We start from the raw sequence: 19,909 nt of genomic DNA on the forward strand, positions 1-19,909 counted from the left end.
GGCGCCGCAACATGGCGCGCTTATCTTTGCTTATGGTTTTCCCCAGCACCGTTTGAGCGCATCATCGCACCAAGGTGTTGCCAATATGCACCGGGCACTTGCACAAGTTCAGGGTTAACCCCTATAATTCGGGTTATCCCTAGTAGCTAAACAAACAGTGCAAGCCCGTGGAGGCTATTGTGATCAACCCGAACAACACCATCCGCCTGACCGACGAACTCGAGCGCCAACTGATGCTCCAGGCTATTGAAGAACAATTCCGTCCGCACCCGATGCGGGCGTTGGCCGCCGGCCTGCGTAAGCTGGCCCACGGCATCCGTGCCCTGGCTGGCAAGACGAGCGCCAAGAACGCGCACTCCGCCGCCTAAGCAGGGCCCAGGCTTAGGCCTGAACAGTTTTCCCCTTGGGGGCTGCATAGCCCCTTTTAAGACCCGCCCTTACCGGTGGGTTTTTTTTTGCCTTGGAAGGCCTGGGCTTTGTCGGATAATAGCGACCCATGACGACCGACGCCCTCCTCGACCAGACCCCCAACCGGCTGCGCCGGTTCGCCTGCATGATGTACGAAGCCGTGCTGCTGTTCGGCGTGGTGTTCCTGGCGGGCTACCTGCTGGACACCCTGACCCAAAGCAAGAACGCGCTGGAACTGCGCGGCGCCCGGCAGGCCTGGCTGTTCGTCGCCATCGGGGCGTACTTCGTGCTGTGCTGGCGCCGCCGCGGCCAGACCCTGCCCATGAAGACCTGGAACATCCGCCTGGTCGACCGCGACGGCAACACCCCGTCCACGCCCCGCCTGATGTTGCGCTACGTCCTGGTCTGGCCGCTGGTGCTGGCCGGCGCGGCGGTCGTGTGGGCGGCCGCCAGCGCCACCGGCTGGCCTTCAATGGACATGTTCATCGTCGCCGCGCCCTTCACCATCTTCATCTGGTCCTGGTTCGATCCCGACGGCCAGTTCCTGCACGACCGCATCCTGGGCACGCGGCTGCGCAACGCGCCGCGGCACAAGAAGGCCCGCTAGCCCCGGGCCGGCGGCATCAGCCGCCGCGCCGTATACATCCTGCGACAAACGGCAACATCGTGCGCCGAATTAGCCGTTTGCTTTCAGAAAGTTGAAAGTCGACCGCAAAGACAATGGGGCCCCTTTTTTCAGACGCCCCAGAACCATCATGCGCGCTTTCCTTTCCCGTGTTGCGCTGGCCGCCGCCAGCGCCCTGTTCCTGCTGCCCGCCGGTGCGCTCGCGCAGAACGCGGCCGCCCAGCAGGAGATCGAAGCGGCCACCAAGGCCGCCTTCGCCGCCGCCCAGGAGGGGCCCGCCGACGTCAAGCTGGGCGAGCAGGCGGTCGTGCATCTGCCCGAATCCATGTTCTTCGTGCCGCGCATGCAGGCGGACCGGCTGATGGCGGCCTACGGCAACGGCAAGGATCCTTCCCTGCTGGGCGTGGTGATGCCCAAGAGCGACGATGACGATTGGGTCATCACCGTCAATTTCGACAAGGCCGGCTACATCAAGGACGACGACGCCAAGAACTGGAACGTCAACGAATTGCTGGACAGCCTGCGCGAAGGCACCGAGCAGTCCAACGAAGAGCGCAAGAAGCGCGGCTTCCCCGAATTGATCATGGACGGCTGGGTCGAAGCACCGAAGTACGACAGCAACTCGCAGCGCCTGGTCTGGTCGGTCGCCGTCAAGCACAAGGGCGAAAGCGCCACCGAGAACCCCACCGTCAACTACAACACCTACGCGCTGGGCCGCGACGGCTACATCACGCTGGACCTGATCACACAGAAGAGCATGGTGCCCAAGGACAAGACGGCCGTGCTGACCTTGCTGGACAACCTGAACTACGTCGAAGGCAAGCGCTACGCCGACTTCAATTCCTCGACCGACAAGGTGGCCGAGTACGGCCTGGCCGCCCTGGTGGCTGGCGTGGCGGCCAAGAAGCTGGGCCTGTTCGCCGTGATCGCCGCCTTCCTGGCGAAATTCGCCAAGGTCGGCGTGCTGGCCGCGGCTGCGCTGGGCGGCGGCCTGTGGAAGCGCCTGCGCGCCAAGAAGGCCAACCAACAGCAGCCCTGACCGCCGTTTCGGATCGCGGCCGCACTATGCCTTGAAACCGATGCACGGCGGCCCGCCGTGCATCGCGAAACCTCGCCCGGCCGACACAACAGTGTCACGCGGCGTTCACGTTCCGGTCATCGCCGGATGGTTTCATTCCCAGGCATGAGCACAGCCCCTGGGAACGCGACCGTGAACGAAATCCGCCCCGCGCACTGGCGCGCCCTCTGGATTTCCGATATTCACCTGGGCACCGCCGGGTGCAAGGCGGAATTCCTCATAGACTTTCTCGACCACAACGATTCCGACACCCTTTACCTGGTGGGGGACATCGTCGACGGCTGGCAACTGCGCAAGCACTGGCACTGGCCCCGGGCGCACAACGACGTCATCCAGCGCATCCTGCGCAAGGCGCGCAACGGCACCCGGGTCGTATTCATCCCGGGCAACCATGACGAATTCGCGCGCGAGTTCGCCGGATACGCCTTCGGCGACATCGAAATCCTGGACGAGGACGTGCACGTCACCGCCAAGGGACAGCGCCTGCTGGTGCTGCACGGCGACCAGTTCGACGGCGTGATCCAGCACAGCCGCTGGCTGGCCCATCTGGGCGACGGGCTCTATCAACTGGCGCTGTGGATCAACCATCATTTCAACCGGCTGCGCCACCGCCTGGGACTGCATTACTGGTCCCTGTCGCAATACTTGAAGCACAAGGTCAAGAACGCAGTGTCCTTCATCACGGACTTTGAAGAGGCGCTGGCGGGCGAAGCCCGGCGCCGCGGTCTGGACGGCGTGGTCTGCGGCCATATCCACAAAGCCGAACTGCGCTATGTGGGCGAGATCCTCTACTGCAACGACGGCGACTGGGTGGAGAGCCTGTCCGCCCTGGCGGAAACGCACGACGGCCAGCTCCAGCTGCTGGACTGGGCCGCCGTCATGGCGGAACGCGAAGCCGATCCCGCCACCCGGCCGCCCCGCTCGCTGACGCTGCCGGCCCTGCCGTCCGCGCTGCGCCGCCAGGGCAAACACCCGTGATAACCCGTATGCGTCCCCGTTACGCAACGGGGATGTTGCAGTTCACGGCCCTCTAGGTCATGCTTGCATCTGGGGCAACGGGCCAACTTGACCCGTTCACGCTGCAACATGCTCACAACATAGGGCCATGAACGACCAATATCAGGCGCTCTACCAAACATTCCGCTGGCTGGTACCCACCCAGTTCAACATCGCGGAAGCGTGCTGCCACCGCTGGGCATCCAGTAGTCCGGATGCGCGGCGCATTGCCATCTACTACGAAGATGAATCTGGCAACCGCGAGGTCTGGACCTATGCCCGCCTGGCGGAAGCGGCCAATCAGCTGGCCAACGGCCTGGTGAAAATGGGCGTCGGGCGCGGCGACCGCGTCGGTGTGGTGCTGGGACAACGGCCCGAGACCGTGGTGGCCCATATGGCCATCTACAGCGTCGGCGCCGTGGTGCTGCCGCTGTCCGCCCTGTTCGGCCCGGAAGCCCTGGAAAGCCGCCTGCGCGACTCGGAAACCCGCGTCGCGATCGTGGATTACGCCTCCAGCGCCAACCTGTTGGCCGTGAGCGACAACTGTCCCAACCTGCAGCAGATCATCGGCATCGGCTTCGCCGACGAACGTGTTTTGCCCTGGCGCAGCCTGCTGGCGCGCCAACCCAGCGAATTCAAGATGGTCCAGACCCGTTCCTCGGATCCGGCCATTCTGCTCTATACCTCCGGCACCACCGGCGCCCCCAAGGGCGCGCTGCTGCCGCACAGCGTGCTGATCGGCAACCTGCCGGGCTTCGTGGCCTCGCAGGACTGGTTCCCCAAGCCCGCCGACGTGTTCTGGTCGCCGGCCGACTGGGCCTGGACCGGCGGCATGATGGACGCCCTGCTGCCCACCCTGTACTTCGGACACCCCATCGTCGGCACGCGCGGCCGCTTCTCGGTCGAGCGCGCATTCGAACTCCTGGAACGCTACCAGGTCACCAACACCTTCCTCTTCCCCACCGCGCTCAAGATGATGATGAAGGCGGTGCCGGAGCCGCGCGGCCGCTACCAGCTGGCCCTGCGTTCCATCATGAGCGCCGGCGAAAGCGTGGGCGAGACCGTCTTCGAATGGTGCCAATCGGCGCTGGGCGTGACGCCCAACGAAATGTTCGGCCAGACGGAAATGAACTACGTGGTGGGCAACAGCCAGAAGCGCTGGCCCGCCAAGCCTGGCAGCATGGGCCGCCCCTACCCCGGCCACAACGTCGCGGTGCTGGACGAGGACGGCAAGCCCGTGGCGCCCGGCGCCACCGGCGAGATCGCCGTCAACCGGCTCGACATCCATGGCTATCCGGATCCCGTGATGTTCCTGGGCTACTGGCGCAATGAAGCCGCCACCCAGGCCAAGTTCAAGGGCGACTGGTGCCTGACCGGCGACCTGGCCAAGATCGACGCCGACGGCTACCTCTGGTACGCGGGCCGCGCCGACGACGTCTTCAAGTCCGCCGGCTACCGCATCGGCCCGGGCGAAATCGAAAGCTGCCTGATCGGACATCCGGCCGTGGCCAACGCCGCGGTCGTGCCCAAGCCCGACGCCGAGCGCGGCGCCCTGGTCAAGGCCTACGTGGTGCTGACGCCGGAATTCGCGCAGCGCGACCGCAACGACATCATCGAGAACCTGCAGGAACATGTGCGCGAGCGCCTGGCCCCATACGAGTACCCCAAGGAGATCGAATTCGTCGACGAGCTGCCCATGACCACCACCGGTAAAATCCAGCGCCGCATCCTGCGCCTGCGCGAAGAAGAGCGCTCGCGGATGACCGCAGGCATTACAGACGCGCCGCACACCCCCAAGGCGTGAAGCCGCAACCGGAGACCTAGGCATGCCCATTTACCAGCTCGACGACCTGATTCCCCGCATCGACCCGGCGGCCTACGTGGCCGACAGCGCCGACATCATCGGCAACGTAACGCTGGAGGCAGGCGTCAGCATCTGGTCCAACGTGTCGATCCGCGGCGACAACGACGCCATCCTGATCAAGAGCGGCACCAATATCCAGGAAGGCAGCGTGCTGCATGTGGACGACGGCTGTCCCATGACCATCGGCCCCAACGTGACGGTGGGCCATCAAGCCATGCTGCACGGCTGTACCATCCACGAAGGCGCCCTCGTGGGCATGCAGGCCATCGTGCTGAACAACGCGGTCATCGGCCGCAACTGCCTGATCGGCGCCGGCGCGATCATTCCCGAAGATCGCATCATTCCCGACAACTCCCTGGTCATCGGCATCGGCAAGATCGTCCGCGAACTCTCGGCCGAGGAAATCGCCAATCTGCACAAGAACACTGCCCATTACGTGGCGCGCGGCCAACACTACAAGACCGCGCTGAAACGGATCGGCTGAGCGCCCCTGGGCGGCGCTTCGACCCTGCTGGCGGCAGGGGGAATAGACGGGCCTGATCGGCTAACATTCCTCCATGACCGATCAGCTCAAGAAATACCTTACCGAAGACCGCAGCGTCCGCATCCAGGCCGTGCGCCTGGACGCGACCTGGAAGGCCGTGCAGGCCAATCACGACTATCCTCCCGCCATCACCCACCTGCTGGGCGAACTGGTGGCGGCGTCCACGCTGCTGGCCGCCAACATCAAGTTCGACGGCTCGCTGGTGCTGCAGATCCAGGGCGACGGCCCCATCGCCCTGCTGGTGGTGGAATGCCGCAACGACCTGAGCCTGCGCGCCACCGTCAAGATGCGCGAAGGCCACGAGGTACCCAGCGATGGCAACATGCAAAGCCTGCTGAACCCGGGCGGCAACGGCCGGTTCATCGTGGTGCTGGACCCGCAGCGCAAGCTGCCGGGCCAACAGGCCTACCAGGGCATCGTGCCCCTGCAGGGCGACACCGTGGCCGAAGCGCTGCAGCACTACATGAAGGCCTCCGAACAGCTGGATACCCGGCTGTGGCTGGCGGCCGACGCCGACCATGCCACGGGCATGCTGATCCAGCGCCTGCCCTACCATGGCGGCTCGGACGCGCCCGCGCTCACCGAACAGAACGCCGCCGAAACCTGGGACCGCGCCTGCGCCCTGGCCGGCACCATCAAGCGCGACGAACTGCTGGCCACCGACATCGACACGCTGATCCATCGCCTGTTCTGGGAGGAAACCCTGGTGGCGTTCGATCCGCTGGCGGTGCGCTGGCACTGCCCCTGCACCCGCGAACGCGTGGCCAGCATGCTGCGCACGCTGGGCCAGGAAGAGATCAACAGCATCCTGGCCGAACGCGGCCAGGTCGACGTGGCCTGCGACTTCTGCGGCAAACCGTATAAGTTCGACTCCGTCGACTGTGCCACCTTGTTCTCGTCCGGCACGGCTCCCTCCGCGGACGAACCTCCCACGGTGCACTGATCCACACCGGCGGCCTGGCCGCCGGGACGTTTCGATCACACCGGCTTATCCTCATCGACAGGCGGTCATGCCTGCGCCAGACTGCGCAGCCATGACCGCCTTTTTTCATGCTCCCTCCTGCCGGCAACACGGCGCCGCCGCCATCGAATTCGCGGTGGCTGGCGCCGTGGTGCTGCTGCTGGGCTTGCTGGCGATCGAGGCCGCCCGCTGGCAGGGCGTGCGCCAGATGGCCTATCTGGCGCTGATGGAGGCGGCGCGCGCCGGCGCTACCGGCAACGGCGATCCCGCGCGCATGCGGACGGCCTTTCTGCAGGCCCTGCTGCCGCGCCACGCGGACCCGCAAGGCCAGGCTGGCGCGCGCCGCCGCCAAGCTGACGAGCAAGCCGAGCTGGCTGCCATTTCGGGCACCCACCCCTGGCGCATCGAAGTCCTGCTGCCCGATGAGCAATCGTTCCGCGAACACGCCCGCCCGGACCTCAAGGTGCCCGCGGCGTCAGGCCTGCGCGCCATCGACAACGGCTACCAGGACCTGCAGCATGCGCGCCGGCCGCCGCATCCGGGCGGACAGACCATCTTCCAGGCCAACACCTTGAAGCTGCGGCTGACCTATCTGCACAAGCCGCTGCTGCCGCCCTTGCGGGCATTGCTGGCCGCGCTGGGCGCCGATCGCGGCAGCTATGCCGGCAACGCGCAGGCCCGGGGCCTGTTGCCCTTGCGCATGGAACTGGAAACGGAGATGCACTCGCCCCCGGTGGATTGGGCGCGCAGGACGCCGCAACCCGCCGGCATCGTGTACGGCGAATGCCGCAGCATGCGCTGCGGCTGAACGGAACGGGGGATGAACAGGAACGGCAGCCAGCGCTCAGTGCCGGGTATTGGCCTGATTGGCGGGCTTGGGAGGCGTCGCCGCCGGGCGGGCCGCCGGCGCGCTGGCGCGCGCGGGCGTGGCCGGCTTGGCCGCGGCGTCGGCAGCCAAAGAGGCGCCGCCAGCCGGGGCCGGGGTGTTCTGCGGCAGGATGTGCACGAACACCTCGCCGTCGCGCATCATGCCCAGTTCGCCGCGGGCGCGTTCCTCGATGGCGCCGGAGCCGCCTTCGAGGTCGCGCACTTCCGCTTCCAATGCGGCATTGCGCGCGCGCAGGCCTTCGTTGGTCTCGCGTTGCTCCGCCACCTGGCGTTGCAGATCCCAGACCTTGAACCACCCGCCCTTACCCAGCCACAGCGGGTATTGGATCAGGCCTAGCAGCACGAACAGCACCAGGAACAACAGGCGCATACGCGGGAACCCTCAGCAGTCGTGGCGTGGATGCGGCCCCGGGATTGCGCCGGGGGCCGCGCTTCTCATCAACGCAGGTTGTAAAAAGCTTCCAAGCCAGGATACGACGCGACTTCAGCCAGCTCTTCCTCGATGCGCAGGAGCTGGTTGTACTTGGCCATGCGGTCCGAACGCGACAGCGAACCCGTCTTGATCTGCATGGCGTTGGTCGCCACGGCGATGTCGGCGATGGTGGAGTCCTCGGTTTCGCCCGAACGGTGCGACACGACGGCGGTGTAGCCGGCGCGCTTGGCCATTTCGATGGCAGCGAAGGTCTCGGTCAGGGTGCCGATCTGGTTGATCTTGATGAGGATCGAGTTGGCGACGCCCTTCTGGATGCCTTCGCGCAGGATCTTGGTGTTGGTGACGAACAGGTCGTCGCCCACCAGCTGCACCTTCTTGCCCAACTGGTCGGTCAGGAGCTTCCAGCCTTCCCAGTCGTTTTCGGCCATGCCGTCTTCGATCGAGATGATCGGGTACTTGTCGCACCAGGTGGCCAGCAGGTTGGTGAATTCCTGCGAGGACAGCGAGATGCCGCCTTCGCCGGCCAGCGTGTACTTGCCGTCGCGGTAGAACTCGGAGCTGGCGCAATCCAGGCCCAGGGCGATCTGCGTGCCCGGCTCGTAGCCGGCTTCGGTGATGGCCTTCAGGATCAGCTGGATGGCGGCTTCATGGCTGGCCACGTTGGGCGCGAAACCGCCCTCGTCGCCCACTGCCGTGGACATGCCCTGGCCGTGGATCAGCTTCTTCAGCATATGGAAGACTTCGGCGCCCCAGCGCAGGGCTTCGCGGAAGCTGCCTGCGCCCACCGGCAGAATCATCAGTTCCTGCAGGTCCAGCGTATTGTTGGCGTGCGCGCCGCCGTTGATGACGTTCATCATCGGCACGGGCATGCTCATGGGGCCGCTGCCGCCGAAATAGCGGTACAGGGACAGGCCCGATTCGTCGGCGGCGGCACGGGCCACGGCCATGGAGGCAGCCAGGATCGCGTTGGCGCCCAGGCGTTCCTTGGATTCGGTGCCGTCCAGCTCGATCAGGGTGCGATCGACGAAGGTCTGTTCCTGGGCGTCCAGGCCCATCAGGGCTTCCGAGATTTCCGTATTCAGGTTCTCGACGGCGCGCAGCACGCCCTTGCCCAGATAACGGCTCTTGTCGCCGTCGCGCAGCTCGATGGCTTCGCGCGCGCCGGTGGACGCGCCCGACGGCACGGCCGCGCGGCCCATGGCGCCGGACTCCAGCAGCACATCGCATTCGACGGTGGGGTTGCCGCGCGAATCCAGAATCTCGCGGCCGATGATATCGACGATAGCACTCATGACTTTACATTCCCTGAACGATAAACATATTCATGACAGCCGCGCCTTCGCGGGCATTGCGGGCGCGGCGGTACTGCCAGGAGTCGTAGAAAGCCTGGGCCGCGGTCATGGAGGGGAACTCCATGACGACGGTACGGCCAGGCTCACGGCCCTCGAGGTGCCTGGAATCGCCGCCGCGCACCAGGATCTTCGCATCGTACGCGCGCATCGCGAGCGTGGACAGACGCTTGTAATCCTCGTACTGCGCGGGCTTGGTCACTGAGACGTCGGCGATGAGGTAGGCACTCATGGGATTCCTTCAGAGCAGTTGCGTTGGTTTCGGTCTGACGCCGGATACGGCGACGCCGCCAGTGTCGCGCAAGGCGGCCGGGCGACGCATATCCGATGCTAATTGGTTGTATCCGAAAGAAGCGCCGCCGTATAGGGCGGCGCTGAGGCGGCGGCCCGCGGTCCCGAAGATCCGCTTACGGAACTCCAGACCGCAGACGCGCATTACGCCTCCTGACCGCGACGAGCCTTCTGCTCGATGGCGGCGCGGATATAGCTGGCGAACAACGGGTGGCCGTCACGCGGGGTCGACGTGAACTCCGGGTGGAACTGCACGCCCACGAACCACGGGTGGTCGGGCAATTCCATCATTTCCGGCAGGTTCTCGGTCGGCGTGCGGGCGCTGATCACCATGCCGGCTTCTTCCAGGCGCGGCACGTAGACGTTGTTGACCTCGTAGCGATGGCGGTGACGCTCGTTCACTTCGTCGCCGTAGATCGACTGCGCGCGGGTGCCCGGCTTGATCGGCACGCGCTGCGCGCCCTTGCGCATGGTGCCGCCCAGGTCGGACGACTGGTTACGCTTTTCGACCTTGCCTTCGCGGTCCATCCATTCGGTGATCAGGGCCACCACGGGATGCGGCGCGGACGGATCGAATTCCGTGCTGTTGGCGCCGCCCAGGCCGGCGACGTGGCGCGCGAACTCGATCACGGCCAGCTGCATGCCCAGGCAGATGCCCAGGTACGGCACGCCGTTTTCACGGGCGTAGCGGATCGCGGCGATCTTGCCTTCGGTGCCGCGCTTGCCGAAGCCGCCCGGAACCAGGATGGCATCCAGGTGCTTGAGCTGGTCGGTGCCGCGGGTTTCGATGTCTTCGGAGTCGATGTACTCGATGTTGATCTTCGAGCGCGTGTGGATGCCGGCGTGTACCAGGGCTTCCGTCAGCGACTTGTACGACTCGGTCAGGTCGACGTACTTGCCGACCATGCCGATGGTGAGCTGGTGCTGCGGGTGCTCCAGCGCTTCGACCAGGTTGTCCCACATGGACAGGTCGGCCGGCGGCGGGGTCAGGCCCAGCGCTTCGCAGACGATGTTGTCCACGCCCTGCGCATGCAGCATCGCCGGGATCTTGTAGATCGAATCGGCGTCCCAGACGGAGATGACCGCGTCCAGGGGCACGTTGGAGAACATCGAGATCTTGGCGCGCTCGTCGTCCGGGATGCGGCGGTCGGCGCGGCACAGCAGCGCGTTCGGGTAGATGCCGATTTCGCGCAGCTTCTGCACCGAGTGCTGGGTCGGCTTGGTCTTGAGCTCGCCGGCCGACGCGATGAAGGGCACCAGCGTCAGGTGCACGAAGGCGGCGTTGTTGCGGCCCATGCGCAGGCTCATCTGGCGCGCGGCTTCCAGGAACGGCAGGGACTCGATGTCACCCACGGTGCCGCCGATCTCGACGATCGCGACGTCGGTGTTGCCGTTCCAGGCGGCTTCGGCGCCACGGGCGATGAAGTCCTGGATTTCGTTGGTGATGTGCGGAATGACCTGGACGGTCTTGCCCAGGTAGTCGCCGCGGCGCTCCTTGCGGAGTACCGATTCGTAGATCTGGCCGGTGGTGAAGTTGTTCACCTTGTGCATGCGAGCCGAAATGAAACGCTCGTAGTGGCCAAGGTCCAGGTCGGTTTCGGCGCCGTCTTCCGTGACGAACACCTCGCCATGCTGGAACGGGCTCATGGTGCCCGGATCGACGTTGATGTACGGGTCGAGCTTCAGCATGGTGACTTGCAGGCCACGCGACTCGAGGATGGCGGCGAGCGACGCAGCGGCGATGCCTTTGCCCAGGGAAGACACCACACCGCCGGTGACAAATACGTATTTGGTCATCGTAATGAGCACCCGGGACGAGCGGGCGCGTGCGGGAAATTTGGATTATAGCCGGGAGGCGGAGCTTATTTGGGTTTTCCCCTAGCTCCGGGGCGTAACATTTGGCAGCACTCGAATCGGCGCAAGGGCCATCGCCTTGTGTGGCGCGGCGCAGCGCCGTGCTATGTTCGATCCCTATTTTTCTGCTTGCTGTTTTTTCTCAACATTCCATCCTTTCGCCGATGACCGATCCCGCCCGATCCTCCTACTCGCTCGCCTGGCGTCTTGCACTTACCGCCGTTTTCCTGCGCCTGGCTTACTCGGCGCTGGTCCAGTCGTACAGCCTGCTGGCCCTGCCCCAGTTCGAGCAAATGCGGGAGATGTACAGCCAGCCGCAGTTCCTGGCGCCGCTGCTGGCCCATATTGTCGCGGGCGCGGTGATCGCCGGGCTGACCGCCTGGGGAGCGATGCGAGGCTGGCTGGCGCGCCATGACACCCAGGCGGTGACCGAGCCGCGCAAGCTGTTCGGCACCTTCATCGCGCTGTTTCTGCTTTACACCCTGGCGGTGGCGGCCGGCATCGCCTTCCTGCAAAACACGCTGATGCGCTTCGTCATGGACCATCGCGACGTGCTGCAGGAACGGCTCGGCTTCGGCATGATCGGCCAGTTTCTGGCCCTGAACACCATCACCAAGCTCGTGAGCATCGTGCTGGAGATCATCGGCATCTGCGTCATCGTGCGCATTGCCGCCTGGACCGTGCAGCCCGCAGGCCCGGCCGGCGGCCCGGCCTATGAACGGCGCCATGCCGCCTGGACAACCGGGCTGACCGTGCTGGTCTGGCAACTGACCGTTTCGATCTCGTTGGGCGGCTTCCTGCAGATGCAGGCTCAGGGCGCTGGCTGGACGGCGTACGCGCTGGGCTATCTGGTCCTGCCCGCGGCCCTGCTGGGTCTATGCACCCTGGTCTGCCTGAACGTCCTGCCGCGCCCGATCGGCGCGGCCCGATTCGGGCGGGCCGTCGCCCACGGCTCCATCGCCTTCTGGCTGGCGCAGGCGCTGGGCATAGGTTTGGGATTCCTGGCCGTCCGGGCGATGACCTGGGGGCAACTGATGCGCGCCGCGGAATCCCATGCGGCCGCCGGCCTGACGCTGCTGGCCTATGGCGCGCTGCTGGCCTTGGGCTGCCTGATCGGCAGGCTCGCGCTGTATCCCGGCGCCAAGGCTGCCACGCCCGCAAGCTGACCTGATTTCGCGCAAAGCAAAAGGCCGCGGGCATTGCGCCCGCGGCCTTTTTTCATGCACTCACGCAGCGGTTCAGATCGCGGCGGTGCGGCGCTGCAGCCAGGCCAGCGCCTCGCCTTCGACCAGCGGCGACAGGCGTTCGTGCACCGTCTTGTGATAGTCGTTGAGCCAGGCGATTTCGTCGGCGCGCATCAGCGACGGTTCGATGCAGCGCGTGTCGATCGGGCACAGCGTCAGCGTTTCGAAGCACAGGAATTCGCCCAATTCCGAGGTCAGCCAGGCGCGATTGGCGACCAGGTTCTCGATGCGCACGCCCCAGCGACCCGGGCGGTAGATGCCCGGCTCGTTGGAGGTGATCATGCCGGGCTCCATGGCGGTATGCGGGCCCGGAACGGCGCGGTAGGAAATGACCTGCGGGCCTTCGTGCACGTTCAGGAAGTAACCCACGCCATGGCCCGTGCCATGGCCGTATTCCGCCCCGCCTTCCCAGATGGGCGCGCGCGCGATGGCGTCCAGCATGGGCGAAGGCGTGCCGCGCGGGAACGAGGCGCGCGAAAGCGCGATCATGCCCTTGAGCACCAGCGTGAAGTCCACCTTCTGGTCGGCGCTGGGCGTGCCCACCGCGACCACGCGGGTGATGTCGGTCGTGCCGCCCAGGTACTGGCCGCCCGAGTCGATCAGCAGCAGGCCGTCGCCTTCGATGGTGGCGTGCGATTCCTGGGTGGCGCGGTAGTGCGGCATCGCGCCGTTGGCGTTGAAGCCGGCGATGGTGGCGAAGCTGGGGCAGACATAGGCCGGCCGGCGCGCGCGGGCAGCGGTGATCTGCTCGTCGATGGTCAGTTCGGTGATGGTTTCCTTGCCCAGCGCGCCTTCGAACCAGGCGAAGAACTCACAGAGCGCCGCGCCGTCCTGCGCCATGGCCTGGCGCACGTTCGCCAGCTCGGCATCGGTCTTGCGGGACTTCAGCAGCGTGGACGGATTGATGGCTTCGACGCGCGGCACGGCGGGGTCCATCGCATGGAACACGCCGCAGGTCACGCGGGCCGGATCGATCAGCAACTTCTGATCGAGTTCCAGCGAGGCCAGGGCATCGGCCGCCTGGGCATAGGCGGCCACTTCCACGCCATCGGCCGCGAGCACGGCGCGCAGGGCGTCGTCGATCTTGCCCTCGGCCACGAACAGCGTGGCATGGTCCAGCCCGACCAGCGCGTGGCCGACGAAAACCGGGTTGTAGTCCACGTCCGCGCCGCGCAGGTTGAAGAGCCAGGCGATGTCGTCCAGCGTGCTGATGAAATGCACGTCGGCGCCATGCGTGCGCATGGCGGCGCGTACCTGCGCCAGCTTGTCTGCGCGGGTCACGCAGGCTTCGGGCGCCACGTGTTCATAGATGGCGGCGCCAGGCAGTCCGGCACGGTCCGCCCAGACGTCGTCCAGCAGATCCTCGCGGATTTCCAGGACGGCGCCGGCCGAGGCCGCGGCCGCCGACAGGGCACGGAACGCGCCCAGGCCCAGCACCTGTCCGTCCACTCCGATGACCTCGCCCGCCTTGGCATTGGCCGCCAGCCAGTCCACATGGCCCGGCGTCGTGGCCAGCGCGATCTTCATCAGTTGCACGCAGGTGCCGGCCAACTGGGCTTCGGCCTGTACCCAATAGCGGCTGTCCACCCACAGGCCGGCGAAATCGGCCGTGACCACCAGCGTGCCGACCGAGCCCGTGAAGCCGGACAACCAGCGCCGTCCCTGCCAGCGCGCGGGCAGGTATTCGGACAGGTGCGGGTCCGAGGACGGAACGACATAGGCGGACAGGCCGCGGCGGCTCATGGCCTGCCGCAATTGGGCAATACGGGCGTCGGTGCTAGACATGGGGGATGGGATCCTTAGCGCAACATGAAAGACATGGCGGCCAGGCTGTTCAGCGTGCGGACGGCGGACTGCATGCTATCCGTGGTGAATCGCAAGGTCACGCCGTCCACGCGTTCCAGCGTGGGCCACATGCAGAACAGGTCGGCCAGGGCCGAGCTCTGCGTCTGCAACCGGCATTCTATAGGGGCGGGAATGCGGAAAGGAACCACTCCCCCTTTCTTCAAATTGCGCACGGCGGTTTCGGCGGCGGACGCAATCGCGCGGCGCGATGCAGCAGGCGACAGGGTCACGCCGCTGCCCTGCCCATGGGCCACCTTGGTCTGCACCCATTCGGCGCCCGGGAAGGTATCGCGGGTCTCCGCGATGAAGGCATCGTCGCCGGTGCCCAGGATGACGGGCACGCCCATCTCGCCCGCCAGCGCGCCGTACAGGCCGGCCTCGCCCAGCTCCATGCCGTTGATGAACACGCGCGCAAAGGCGAAGCTGTTGATGGTGTGGGCCAGGATGCCGCGGCCTTGCGAGCGCGAGTGGTAGCCGATCATGAAGACCGCGTCGCAGCCCTCTTCCAGGCCGCCCATCATGCCGAGGTAGCGCGGCTTGCCCAGCACCAGGCGTGCACGCTCGTCCAGGCCGTCGGGCAGCAGGTTGCGAAAGCCGCCATGCGAATCGTTGACCAGGATCTCTTCGGCGCCGCCGGCGATCGCGCCTTGCACGGCCGCGTTGGCCTCGGCGGTCATCCAGGCGCGGGCGCGCTCGTATTCGCCGTTGCCGGCGCGGACTTGTTCGGAATGGAAGACGCCAGCAACGCCTTCGATGTCGGTGGAAATCAGGATCTTCATGGGATCAGCCTCGGAGGATTTCAGAATTCGGTTTCGGACAGCCACTGGCGCCACTGCGGCGCCGCGTCGCGGATCGCGGCGCGGTGGTTGCCGTCGCGCCCCGTCACGCCTTCGGCATGCCACAGCGCGGAAATGATGGCCTGTTCGCAGGCTTCGGCGGCCGCCTCGAACAAGGGATCGATGCGGGCCTCGTGCAGCATCGCCACCGCCGGCATGGGCTGCTCGGGCAGTTGCGGCACCGTATAGGCCGTGGAAAACGCCAGCGCGATATCGCCGCTGCCGTGGCCGTACACCGAACCGGTGCGGGCCAGCCCTGCCCCTGCCCGCAGCGACAGGCGGCGCAACTGGCGCGAGTCCAGCGGCGCGTCGGTAGCCAGCAGCAGGATGATGGAACCCTTCTCGGGCACGATGGCGGCGTTCTCGCCCGCCTGCGCCAGGCCGCTGTCCAGCTGCTGCGCCAGCCGTCGGCCGAAGGGCCGGCCCGCCACGGTCAGGTTGGGCAGGCGGCCGAAGTTCGCCAGCACCAGCGCGCCTACGGTGTACTGCGGTCCCGCCTGGATGGAGGCCACGCGCGACGCGGAGCCGATGCCGCCCTTGAACGAAAAACACGACATGCCCCGGCCGGCGCCGACTGCGCCCTGCTCGAACCGCTTGTCCGCGGCGGCCAGCGCCTCGGCGTAATGCGATTCCTGCACCGCCAGCGCCTGGATATCGTTCAGATAGCCATCGTTGCATTCGAAGACCAGCGGATTGACGGTAGCCATGCCGCGGCCAATGCCAGGGTTCGCCGCGACCGCCGCGCGGATCTGCGCATTGGCCACCGTGCCCACGCCAAACGTGTTGGTCAGGCCGATGGGCGTTTCCAGCACGCCCAGTTCCTGCACCTGGACCAGGCCGGTGCTCTTGCCGAAGCCGTTCAGCACGGTGGCGGCGGCCGGCACCTTGTCCAGATAGGGATCGCCGCCATGCGGAAGCACCACGGTCACGCCGGTCTGCAGCGGGCCTTCGGCCAGCGTGCGGTGGCCAACCGTGACCTCGCCCACGTCGCAGATCGAATCCAGCGGTCCCGATGGCAGTACGCCGATGCGGGGGATGTCCAGCGCTTGTTTGTCCATGTTCGCTACGTGTCGCCACGCTCCTGAATGTAAAACGCCGCCGCCCTGGGGCGACGGCGCAAAGATTCGCCCTCCACGCCGGCCCTTCAGGGAGGACCGGCGGCAGGATTACTTGCGGTCGATCTTGGGATCGAGCGCGTCGCGCAGGCCGTCGCCCAGCAGGTTGAACGCAAGCACCGTGAAGAAGATCGCCAGCGCCGGGAAGATCGCCACGTGCGGCGCGATCACCATGTCGGCGCGCGCTTCGTTCAGCATCGCGCCCCACTCCGGCGTGGGAGGCGAAGCGCCCATGCCCAGGAACGACAGGCTGGCCGCGGTGATGATCGACGTGCCGATACGCATCGTGCCGTACACCACGATCGGCGAGATCGTGCCGGGCAGGATGTGGCGCATTATGATGGTCCAGTCGGACGCGCCCACGCTCTTGACCGCTTCGACATAGGTCATCTGCTTGATCGACAGCGTGTTGCCGCGCACCAGGCGGGCAAACGCCGGCACGCTGAACACGGCCACGGCCACGATCACGTTGACCATGCTGGAACCCAGGATGGCAACCACGCCGATGGCCAGCAGCATGCCGGGGAACGCCAGCAGCACGTCGGAGATACGCATCGTGATGCGTTCCCACCAGCCTTCGTAGTAGCCCGCCATCAGGCCCATGAAGGTGCCGACGATGGCGCCCATGGCGACCGACAGGAAGCCCGCGGCCAAGGAGATGCGCGCGCCCATGATGATGCGGCTGAAGATGTCCCGGCCCAGCGAGTCCACGCCCAGCCAGTGGGTCGCGGAAGGCCCGGCGTTCAGGGCGTCGTAGTCGAAGAAGTTCTCCGGATCGAACGGCACGATCCACGGCGCGAAAACCGCGACGACGACGAGCAGCAGGACGAAGAGGCCCGCGCCGACGGCGAGCTTCTGCTTCTTGAATTTGCGCCAGAACTCGGTGGCCGGCGTGCGCACGTCGTTCTTGGGAACGGCGGCGATGGTCGTGGCGGGTGTCGTATTGCTCATGGCCGCCTCACTTGTAACGGATGCTGGGATTGATGACGCCATAGAGCACGTCGACAATCAGGTTGATCAGGATGAATTCCAGCGAGAACAGCAGCACCAGGCCCTGGATCACCGGATAGTCGCGCTGGGTCACGGCGTCCACCAGCAGGCGGCCGAGGCCAGGCCAGTTGAACACGGTCTCGACCACGATGGAGCCGCCCAGCAGGAAGCCGAACTGCAGGCCCATCATCGTGACGACGGGAATCAGCGCATTGCGCAGCGCATGCTTGATGACGACGCGGCGCTCGGTCAGGCCCTTGGCGCGGGCGGTCCGCACGAAGTCTTCCTGGATGACTTCCACGAAGGAAGCCCGGGTAAAGCGCGCCATCACGGCCGCCACGGCGGCGCCCAGCGTGATGGACGGAAGTATGTAGTGTTGCCAGGTCGAGGCGCCCACGGTAGGCAGCCAGCCCAGGTTCACGGAGAAGACCTGCATCAGCATCATGCCCAGCGCGAACGCGGGGAACGAGATGCCGGACACCGCCAGCGTCATGCCGAGACGGTCGGGCCAGCGATTGCGCCATACCGCCGACACGATCCCGATGATCATGCCGAAGGTCACTGACCACACCATGCTGGCGAGCGTGAGCCACAAGGTAGGCATGAAACGGTCGGCGATTTCGGTCGAGACGGGGCGCTTGGTACGCAAGGAGGTACCCAGGTCGCCTTGCAGCATGTGGCTGAAGTAGCGCACGAACTGCTGCGGCAGGGGCAGATCCAGTCCCAGTTCCTTGCGCACGAGCTCGACGGTTTGCTGGTCGGCCTCCTGGCCCGCGGCCAGTCGCGCCGGGTCGCCCGGAAGCATGTGCACAAACAGGAACACGACCACGGCCACCAGCAGCAGCGTGGGGATCATGCCCAAAAGACGTTTGACGATGTAGGTCAGCATTGAAATTCCTGCAACATCGGCGGGGACACCGCGCCCCCGCCGTATGTGGCCTTACAGGGGCGACTAGGCCCCGAGAGTGACTGCCAGATTTACTGCTTCAGATCGATGTCGCCGAACCAGAACGAGGTGTCCGGCTCAACGTACACGCCCGACAGGTTCTTCGACTTCACGTACAGGTTGTTCTGGGTCACCAGGAAGGCCCACGGGGCGTCCTTCCAGATGGTTTCCTGAACGTTCTTGTAGATCTCGGTCTTCTTGGCGCGGTCGGTCGTGGCCAGGGCTTGCTGGATGCCGTCGTCCACCGACTTGTTCGAGTAGTACGACACGTTGTTGAGCACCGGCGGGAACGCGGCGGTGGTCAGCAGCGGACGCAGGCCCCAGTCGGCTTCGCCGGTCGAGGACGACCAGCCGGCGTAGTACATGCGGACCTTGGCGTCTTCAGGCTTCTGCACCTGTTGGACGCGCTGCACGCGCTGGCCCGATTCCAGCACTTCGACCGACACCTTGATGCCGACTTGCGCCAGTTGCTGCTGCAGGAACTGCACCACCTTCACCGAGGTGCCGTCGTTATAGGCGGACCACAGCTGGCTTTCGAAGCCGTTGGGGTAGCCGGCTTCGGCCAGCAGGGCCTTGGCCTTCTTGATGTCGTACGGCCACGGGCCGGTCTTGTACGCGTAGTCCACGCCTTGCGGCACGACGCCGTCGACGATGGTGGCATAGCCCGAGAAAGCGACCTTGGCCAGGGCTTCCTTGTTGATGGCGTAGTTGATGGCTTCACGCACCTTGACGTTGTCGAACGGCTTTTGCTGCGTGTTCATCGACAGGTAGCGCGCCATGATCGAGTTCTGGTGATCGACCACGTCCAGCTTGTCGTTCTTCTTCAGCACGGCGGCTTGCTCGAACGGCACCGGGAAGGCGAACTGCGCTTCACCCGTCTGCACCACGGCGGCGCGGGTGTTGTTGTCCGTCACGGTACGGAAGGTCAGGGTGTCGACCTTGGGGTAGCCCTTCTTCCAGTAGCCGTCGAACTTCTTGACCTTCAGGTATTCGGCCGGCTTCCATTCGACGAATTCGAAGGGACCGGTGCCCACGGGGTGGAAGCCGATTTCCTTGCCGTACTTGGCCAGCGCGGCGGGCGAGATCATCATGGCGGCCGGGTGGGCCAGCGCGTTGATGAAGGCCGAGAACGGCTTCTTCAGCGTGATCTTGACGGTCATCGGATCGACCACTTCGGTCTTGTCGATGACGCTGAACTGGATGTAGCGCGACAGGCGGTTGTCCGGATTGGCCGGACGGTCGAAGTTGATCTTGACGGCTTCGGCGTTGAAATCGGTGCCGTCATGGAACTTCACGCCGGGACGCAGCTTGAAGGTGTAGACCAGGCCGTCTTCGCTGACGGTGTAGTCGGTGGCCAGAACCTTCTGGATCTTCAGGTCCTTGTCGAATTCGAACAGGCCTTCGTAGTAGGCCTTGCCGGCCGCCTGGTTCAGCGTGCTGTTGGTGTTGTACGGATCGAGCGTTTCCAGCGCGATGGAGACGGCGAACGTCACGTCCTTGGCGGCATGCGCCAGCGGCGACGCGATCACGCCGAAGGCCAGCGCAGCGGCGGCCATCAGTTTGGTGGGGCGCAGAACTTTCATCATTGCAACTCCTGGTTCCAAAAAAGGAATTAGGGGGTTTGGTGGAAGAAAAACAATTA

The 19,909-nt window shown here is 65.7% G+C and carries 19 protein-coding genes; 9 read left to right on the forward strand and 10 right to left on the reverse strand.

Features of this window, described 5'->3' with window-relative positions:
- Window positions 1–179 precede the first annotated feature (179 nt).
- The 8 genes from N5C88_RS10365 (at window position 180) to N5C88_RS10400 (ending at window position 7,284) form a co-directional block, all read left to right on the forward strand.
- Window positions 180–368, forward strand: a complete 189-nt coding sequence (locus N5C88_RS10365; protein ID WP_006389355.1) for a hypothetical protein — start codon at window positions 180–182, stop codon at window positions 366–368.
- A gap of 128 nt (window positions 369–496) precedes the next feature.
- The gene (locus N5C88_RS10370) at window positions 497–1,015 is read left to right on the forward strand and encodes an RDD family protein (protein ID WP_059374672.1); all 519 of its coding nucleotides are present in this window, start codon (window positions 497–499) and stop codon (window positions 1,013–1,015) included.
- A gap of 148 nt (window positions 1,016–1,163) precedes the next feature.
- Complete coding sequence (locus tag N5C88_RS10375; protein ID WP_059374673.1) at window positions 1,164–2,072, forward strand: DUF2167 domain-containing protein; 909 nt, start codon at window positions 1,164–1,166, stop codon at window positions 2,070–2,072.
- 144 nt (window positions 2,073–2,216) lie between these two features.
- Complete coding sequence (locus N5C88_RS10380; protein WP_118935179.1) at window positions 2,217–3,089, forward strand: UDP-2,3-diacylglucosamine diphosphatase; 873 nt, start codon at window positions 2,217–2,219, stop codon at window positions 3,087–3,089.
- 127 nt (window positions 3,090–3,216) lie between these two features.
- Window positions 3,217–4,911: an AMP-binding protein gene (locus tag N5C88_RS10385; RefSeq protein ID WP_280015280.1), complete on the forward strand. Its 1,695-nt coding sequence runs from the start codon at window positions 3,217–3,219 to the stop codon at window positions 4,909–4,911.
- Between the two features lie 22 nt (window positions 4,912–4,933).
- Window positions 4,934–5,455 carry a gamma carbonic anhydrase family protein gene (locus N5C88_RS10390; protein ID WP_059374679.1) on the forward strand — a complete coding sequence of 174 codons (522 nt, stop codon included), beginning with the start codon at window positions 4,934–4,936 and terminating at the stop codon, window positions 5,453–5,455.
- Window positions 5,456–5,528: 73 nt separating this feature from the next.
- The gene (gene hslO, locus N5C88_RS10395; protein WP_059374681.1) at window positions 5,529–6,458 is read left to right on the forward strand and encodes an Hsp33 family molecular chaperone HslO; all 930 of its coding nucleotides are present in this window, start codon (window positions 5,529–5,531) and stop codon (window positions 6,456–6,458) included.
- Window positions 6,459–6,549: 91 nt separating this feature from the next.
- On the forward strand, window positions 6,550–7,284 hold the full coding sequence (locus N5C88_RS10400; RefSeq protein WP_280015281.1) for a TadE/TadG family type IV pilus assembly protein: 735 nt from the start codon (window positions 6,550–6,552) through the stop codon (window positions 7,282–7,284).
- A 36-nt stretch (window positions 7,285–7,320) separates the two neighbouring features.
- Here N5C88_RS10400 and ftsB read toward each other — a convergent pair whose 3' ends face one another.
- The 4 genes from ftsB to N5C88_RS10420 all read right to left on the reverse strand — a co-directional run bounded on the left by ftsB (window position 7,321) and on the right by N5C88_RS10420 (window position 11,234).
- The gene (ftsB, locus tag N5C88_RS10405) at window positions 7,321–7,734 is read right to left on the reverse strand and encodes a cell division protein FtsB (protein ID WP_059374685.1); all 414 of its coding nucleotides are present in this window, start codon (window positions 7,732–7,734) and stop codon (window positions 7,321–7,323) included.
- A 68-nt stretch (window positions 7,735–7,802) separates the two neighbouring features.
- Window positions 7,803–9,089: a phosphopyruvate hydratase gene (gene eno / locus N5C88_RS10410; protein WP_054450719.1), complete on the reverse strand. Its 1,287-nt coding sequence runs from the start codon at window positions 9,087–9,089 to the stop codon at window positions 7,803–7,805.
- Window positions 9,090–9,093: 4 nt separating this feature from the next.
- Entirely contained in the window at window positions 9,094–9,378 is a 285-nt protein-coding gene (locus N5C88_RS10415; RefSeq protein ID WP_013392289.1) for a DUF1330 domain-containing protein, read from the reverse strand.
- A gap of 203 nt (window positions 9,379–9,581) precedes the next feature.
- Window positions 9,582–11,234, reverse strand: a complete 1,653-nt coding sequence (locus N5C88_RS10420; RefSeq protein ID WP_054450715.1) for a CTP synthase — start codon at window positions 11,232–11,234, stop codon at window positions 9,582–9,584.
- Between the two features lie 221 nt (window positions 11,235–11,455).
- Here N5C88_RS10420 and N5C88_RS10425 point away from each other — a divergent pair, with 221 nt between their 5' ends.
- A complete protein-coding gene (locus N5C88_RS10425; protein ID WP_059374686.1) occupies window positions 11,456–12,457 on the forward strand; it encodes a hypothetical protein in 1,002 nt (333 codons plus the stop codon).
- A gap of 72 nt (window positions 12,458–12,529) precedes the next feature.
- On the opposite strand, the gene N5C88_RS10430 is transcribed toward N5C88_RS10425, so the two are convergent.
- The 6 genes from N5C88_RS10430 to gsiB all read right to left on the reverse strand — a co-directional run bounded on the left by N5C88_RS10430 (window position 12,530) and on the right by gsiB (window position 19,853).
- Entirely contained in the window at window positions 12,530–14,320 is a 1,791-nt protein-coding gene (locus N5C88_RS10430; protein ID WP_280015282.1) for an aminopeptidase P family protein, read from the reverse strand.
- A gap of 14 nt (window positions 14,321–14,334) precedes the next feature.
- A complete protein-coding gene (locus tag N5C88_RS10435) occupies window positions 14,335–15,159 on the reverse strand; it encodes a M55 family metallopeptidase (RefSeq protein ID WP_059374691.1) in 825 nt (274 codons plus the stop codon).
- Window positions 15,160–15,179: 20 nt separating this feature from the next.
- Window positions 15,180–16,274, reverse strand: coding sequence for a P1 family peptidase (locus N5C88_RS10440; protein ID WP_280015283.1), 1,095 nt, complete (start codon window positions 16,272–16,274; stop codon window positions 15,180–15,182).
- A 108-nt stretch (window positions 16,275–16,382) separates the two neighbouring features.
- Window positions 16,383–17,282, reverse strand: a complete 900-nt coding sequence (gsiD, locus tag N5C88_RS10445; RefSeq protein WP_059374694.1) for a glutathione ABC transporter permease GsiD — start codon at window positions 17,280–17,282, stop codon at window positions 16,383–16,385.
- A 7-nt stretch (window positions 17,283–17,289) separates the two neighbouring features.
- Window positions 17,290–18,210 (reverse strand): glutathione ABC transporter permease GsiC, encoded by a 921-nt coding sequence (gsiC, locus tag N5C88_RS10450; protein WP_013392281.1) that lies wholly within the window; start codon window positions 18,208–18,210, stop codon window positions 17,290–17,292.
- An 89-nt stretch (window positions 18,211–18,299) separates the two neighbouring features.
- Window positions 18,300–19,853, reverse strand: a complete 1,554-nt coding sequence (gsiB, locus tag N5C88_RS10455) for a glutathione ABC transporter substrate-binding protein GsiB (RefSeq protein ID WP_059374697.1) — start codon at window positions 19,851–19,853, stop codon at window positions 18,300–18,302.
- Between the last annotated feature and the right edge of the window lie 56 nt (window positions 19,854–19,909).

The organism is Achromobacter sp. GD03932, from assembly GCF_029839485.1.
GTDB classification, from domain to species: domain Bacteria; phylum Pseudomonadota; class Gammaproteobacteria; order Burkholderiales; family Burkholderiaceae_B; genus Achromobacter; species Achromobacter bronchisepticus_A.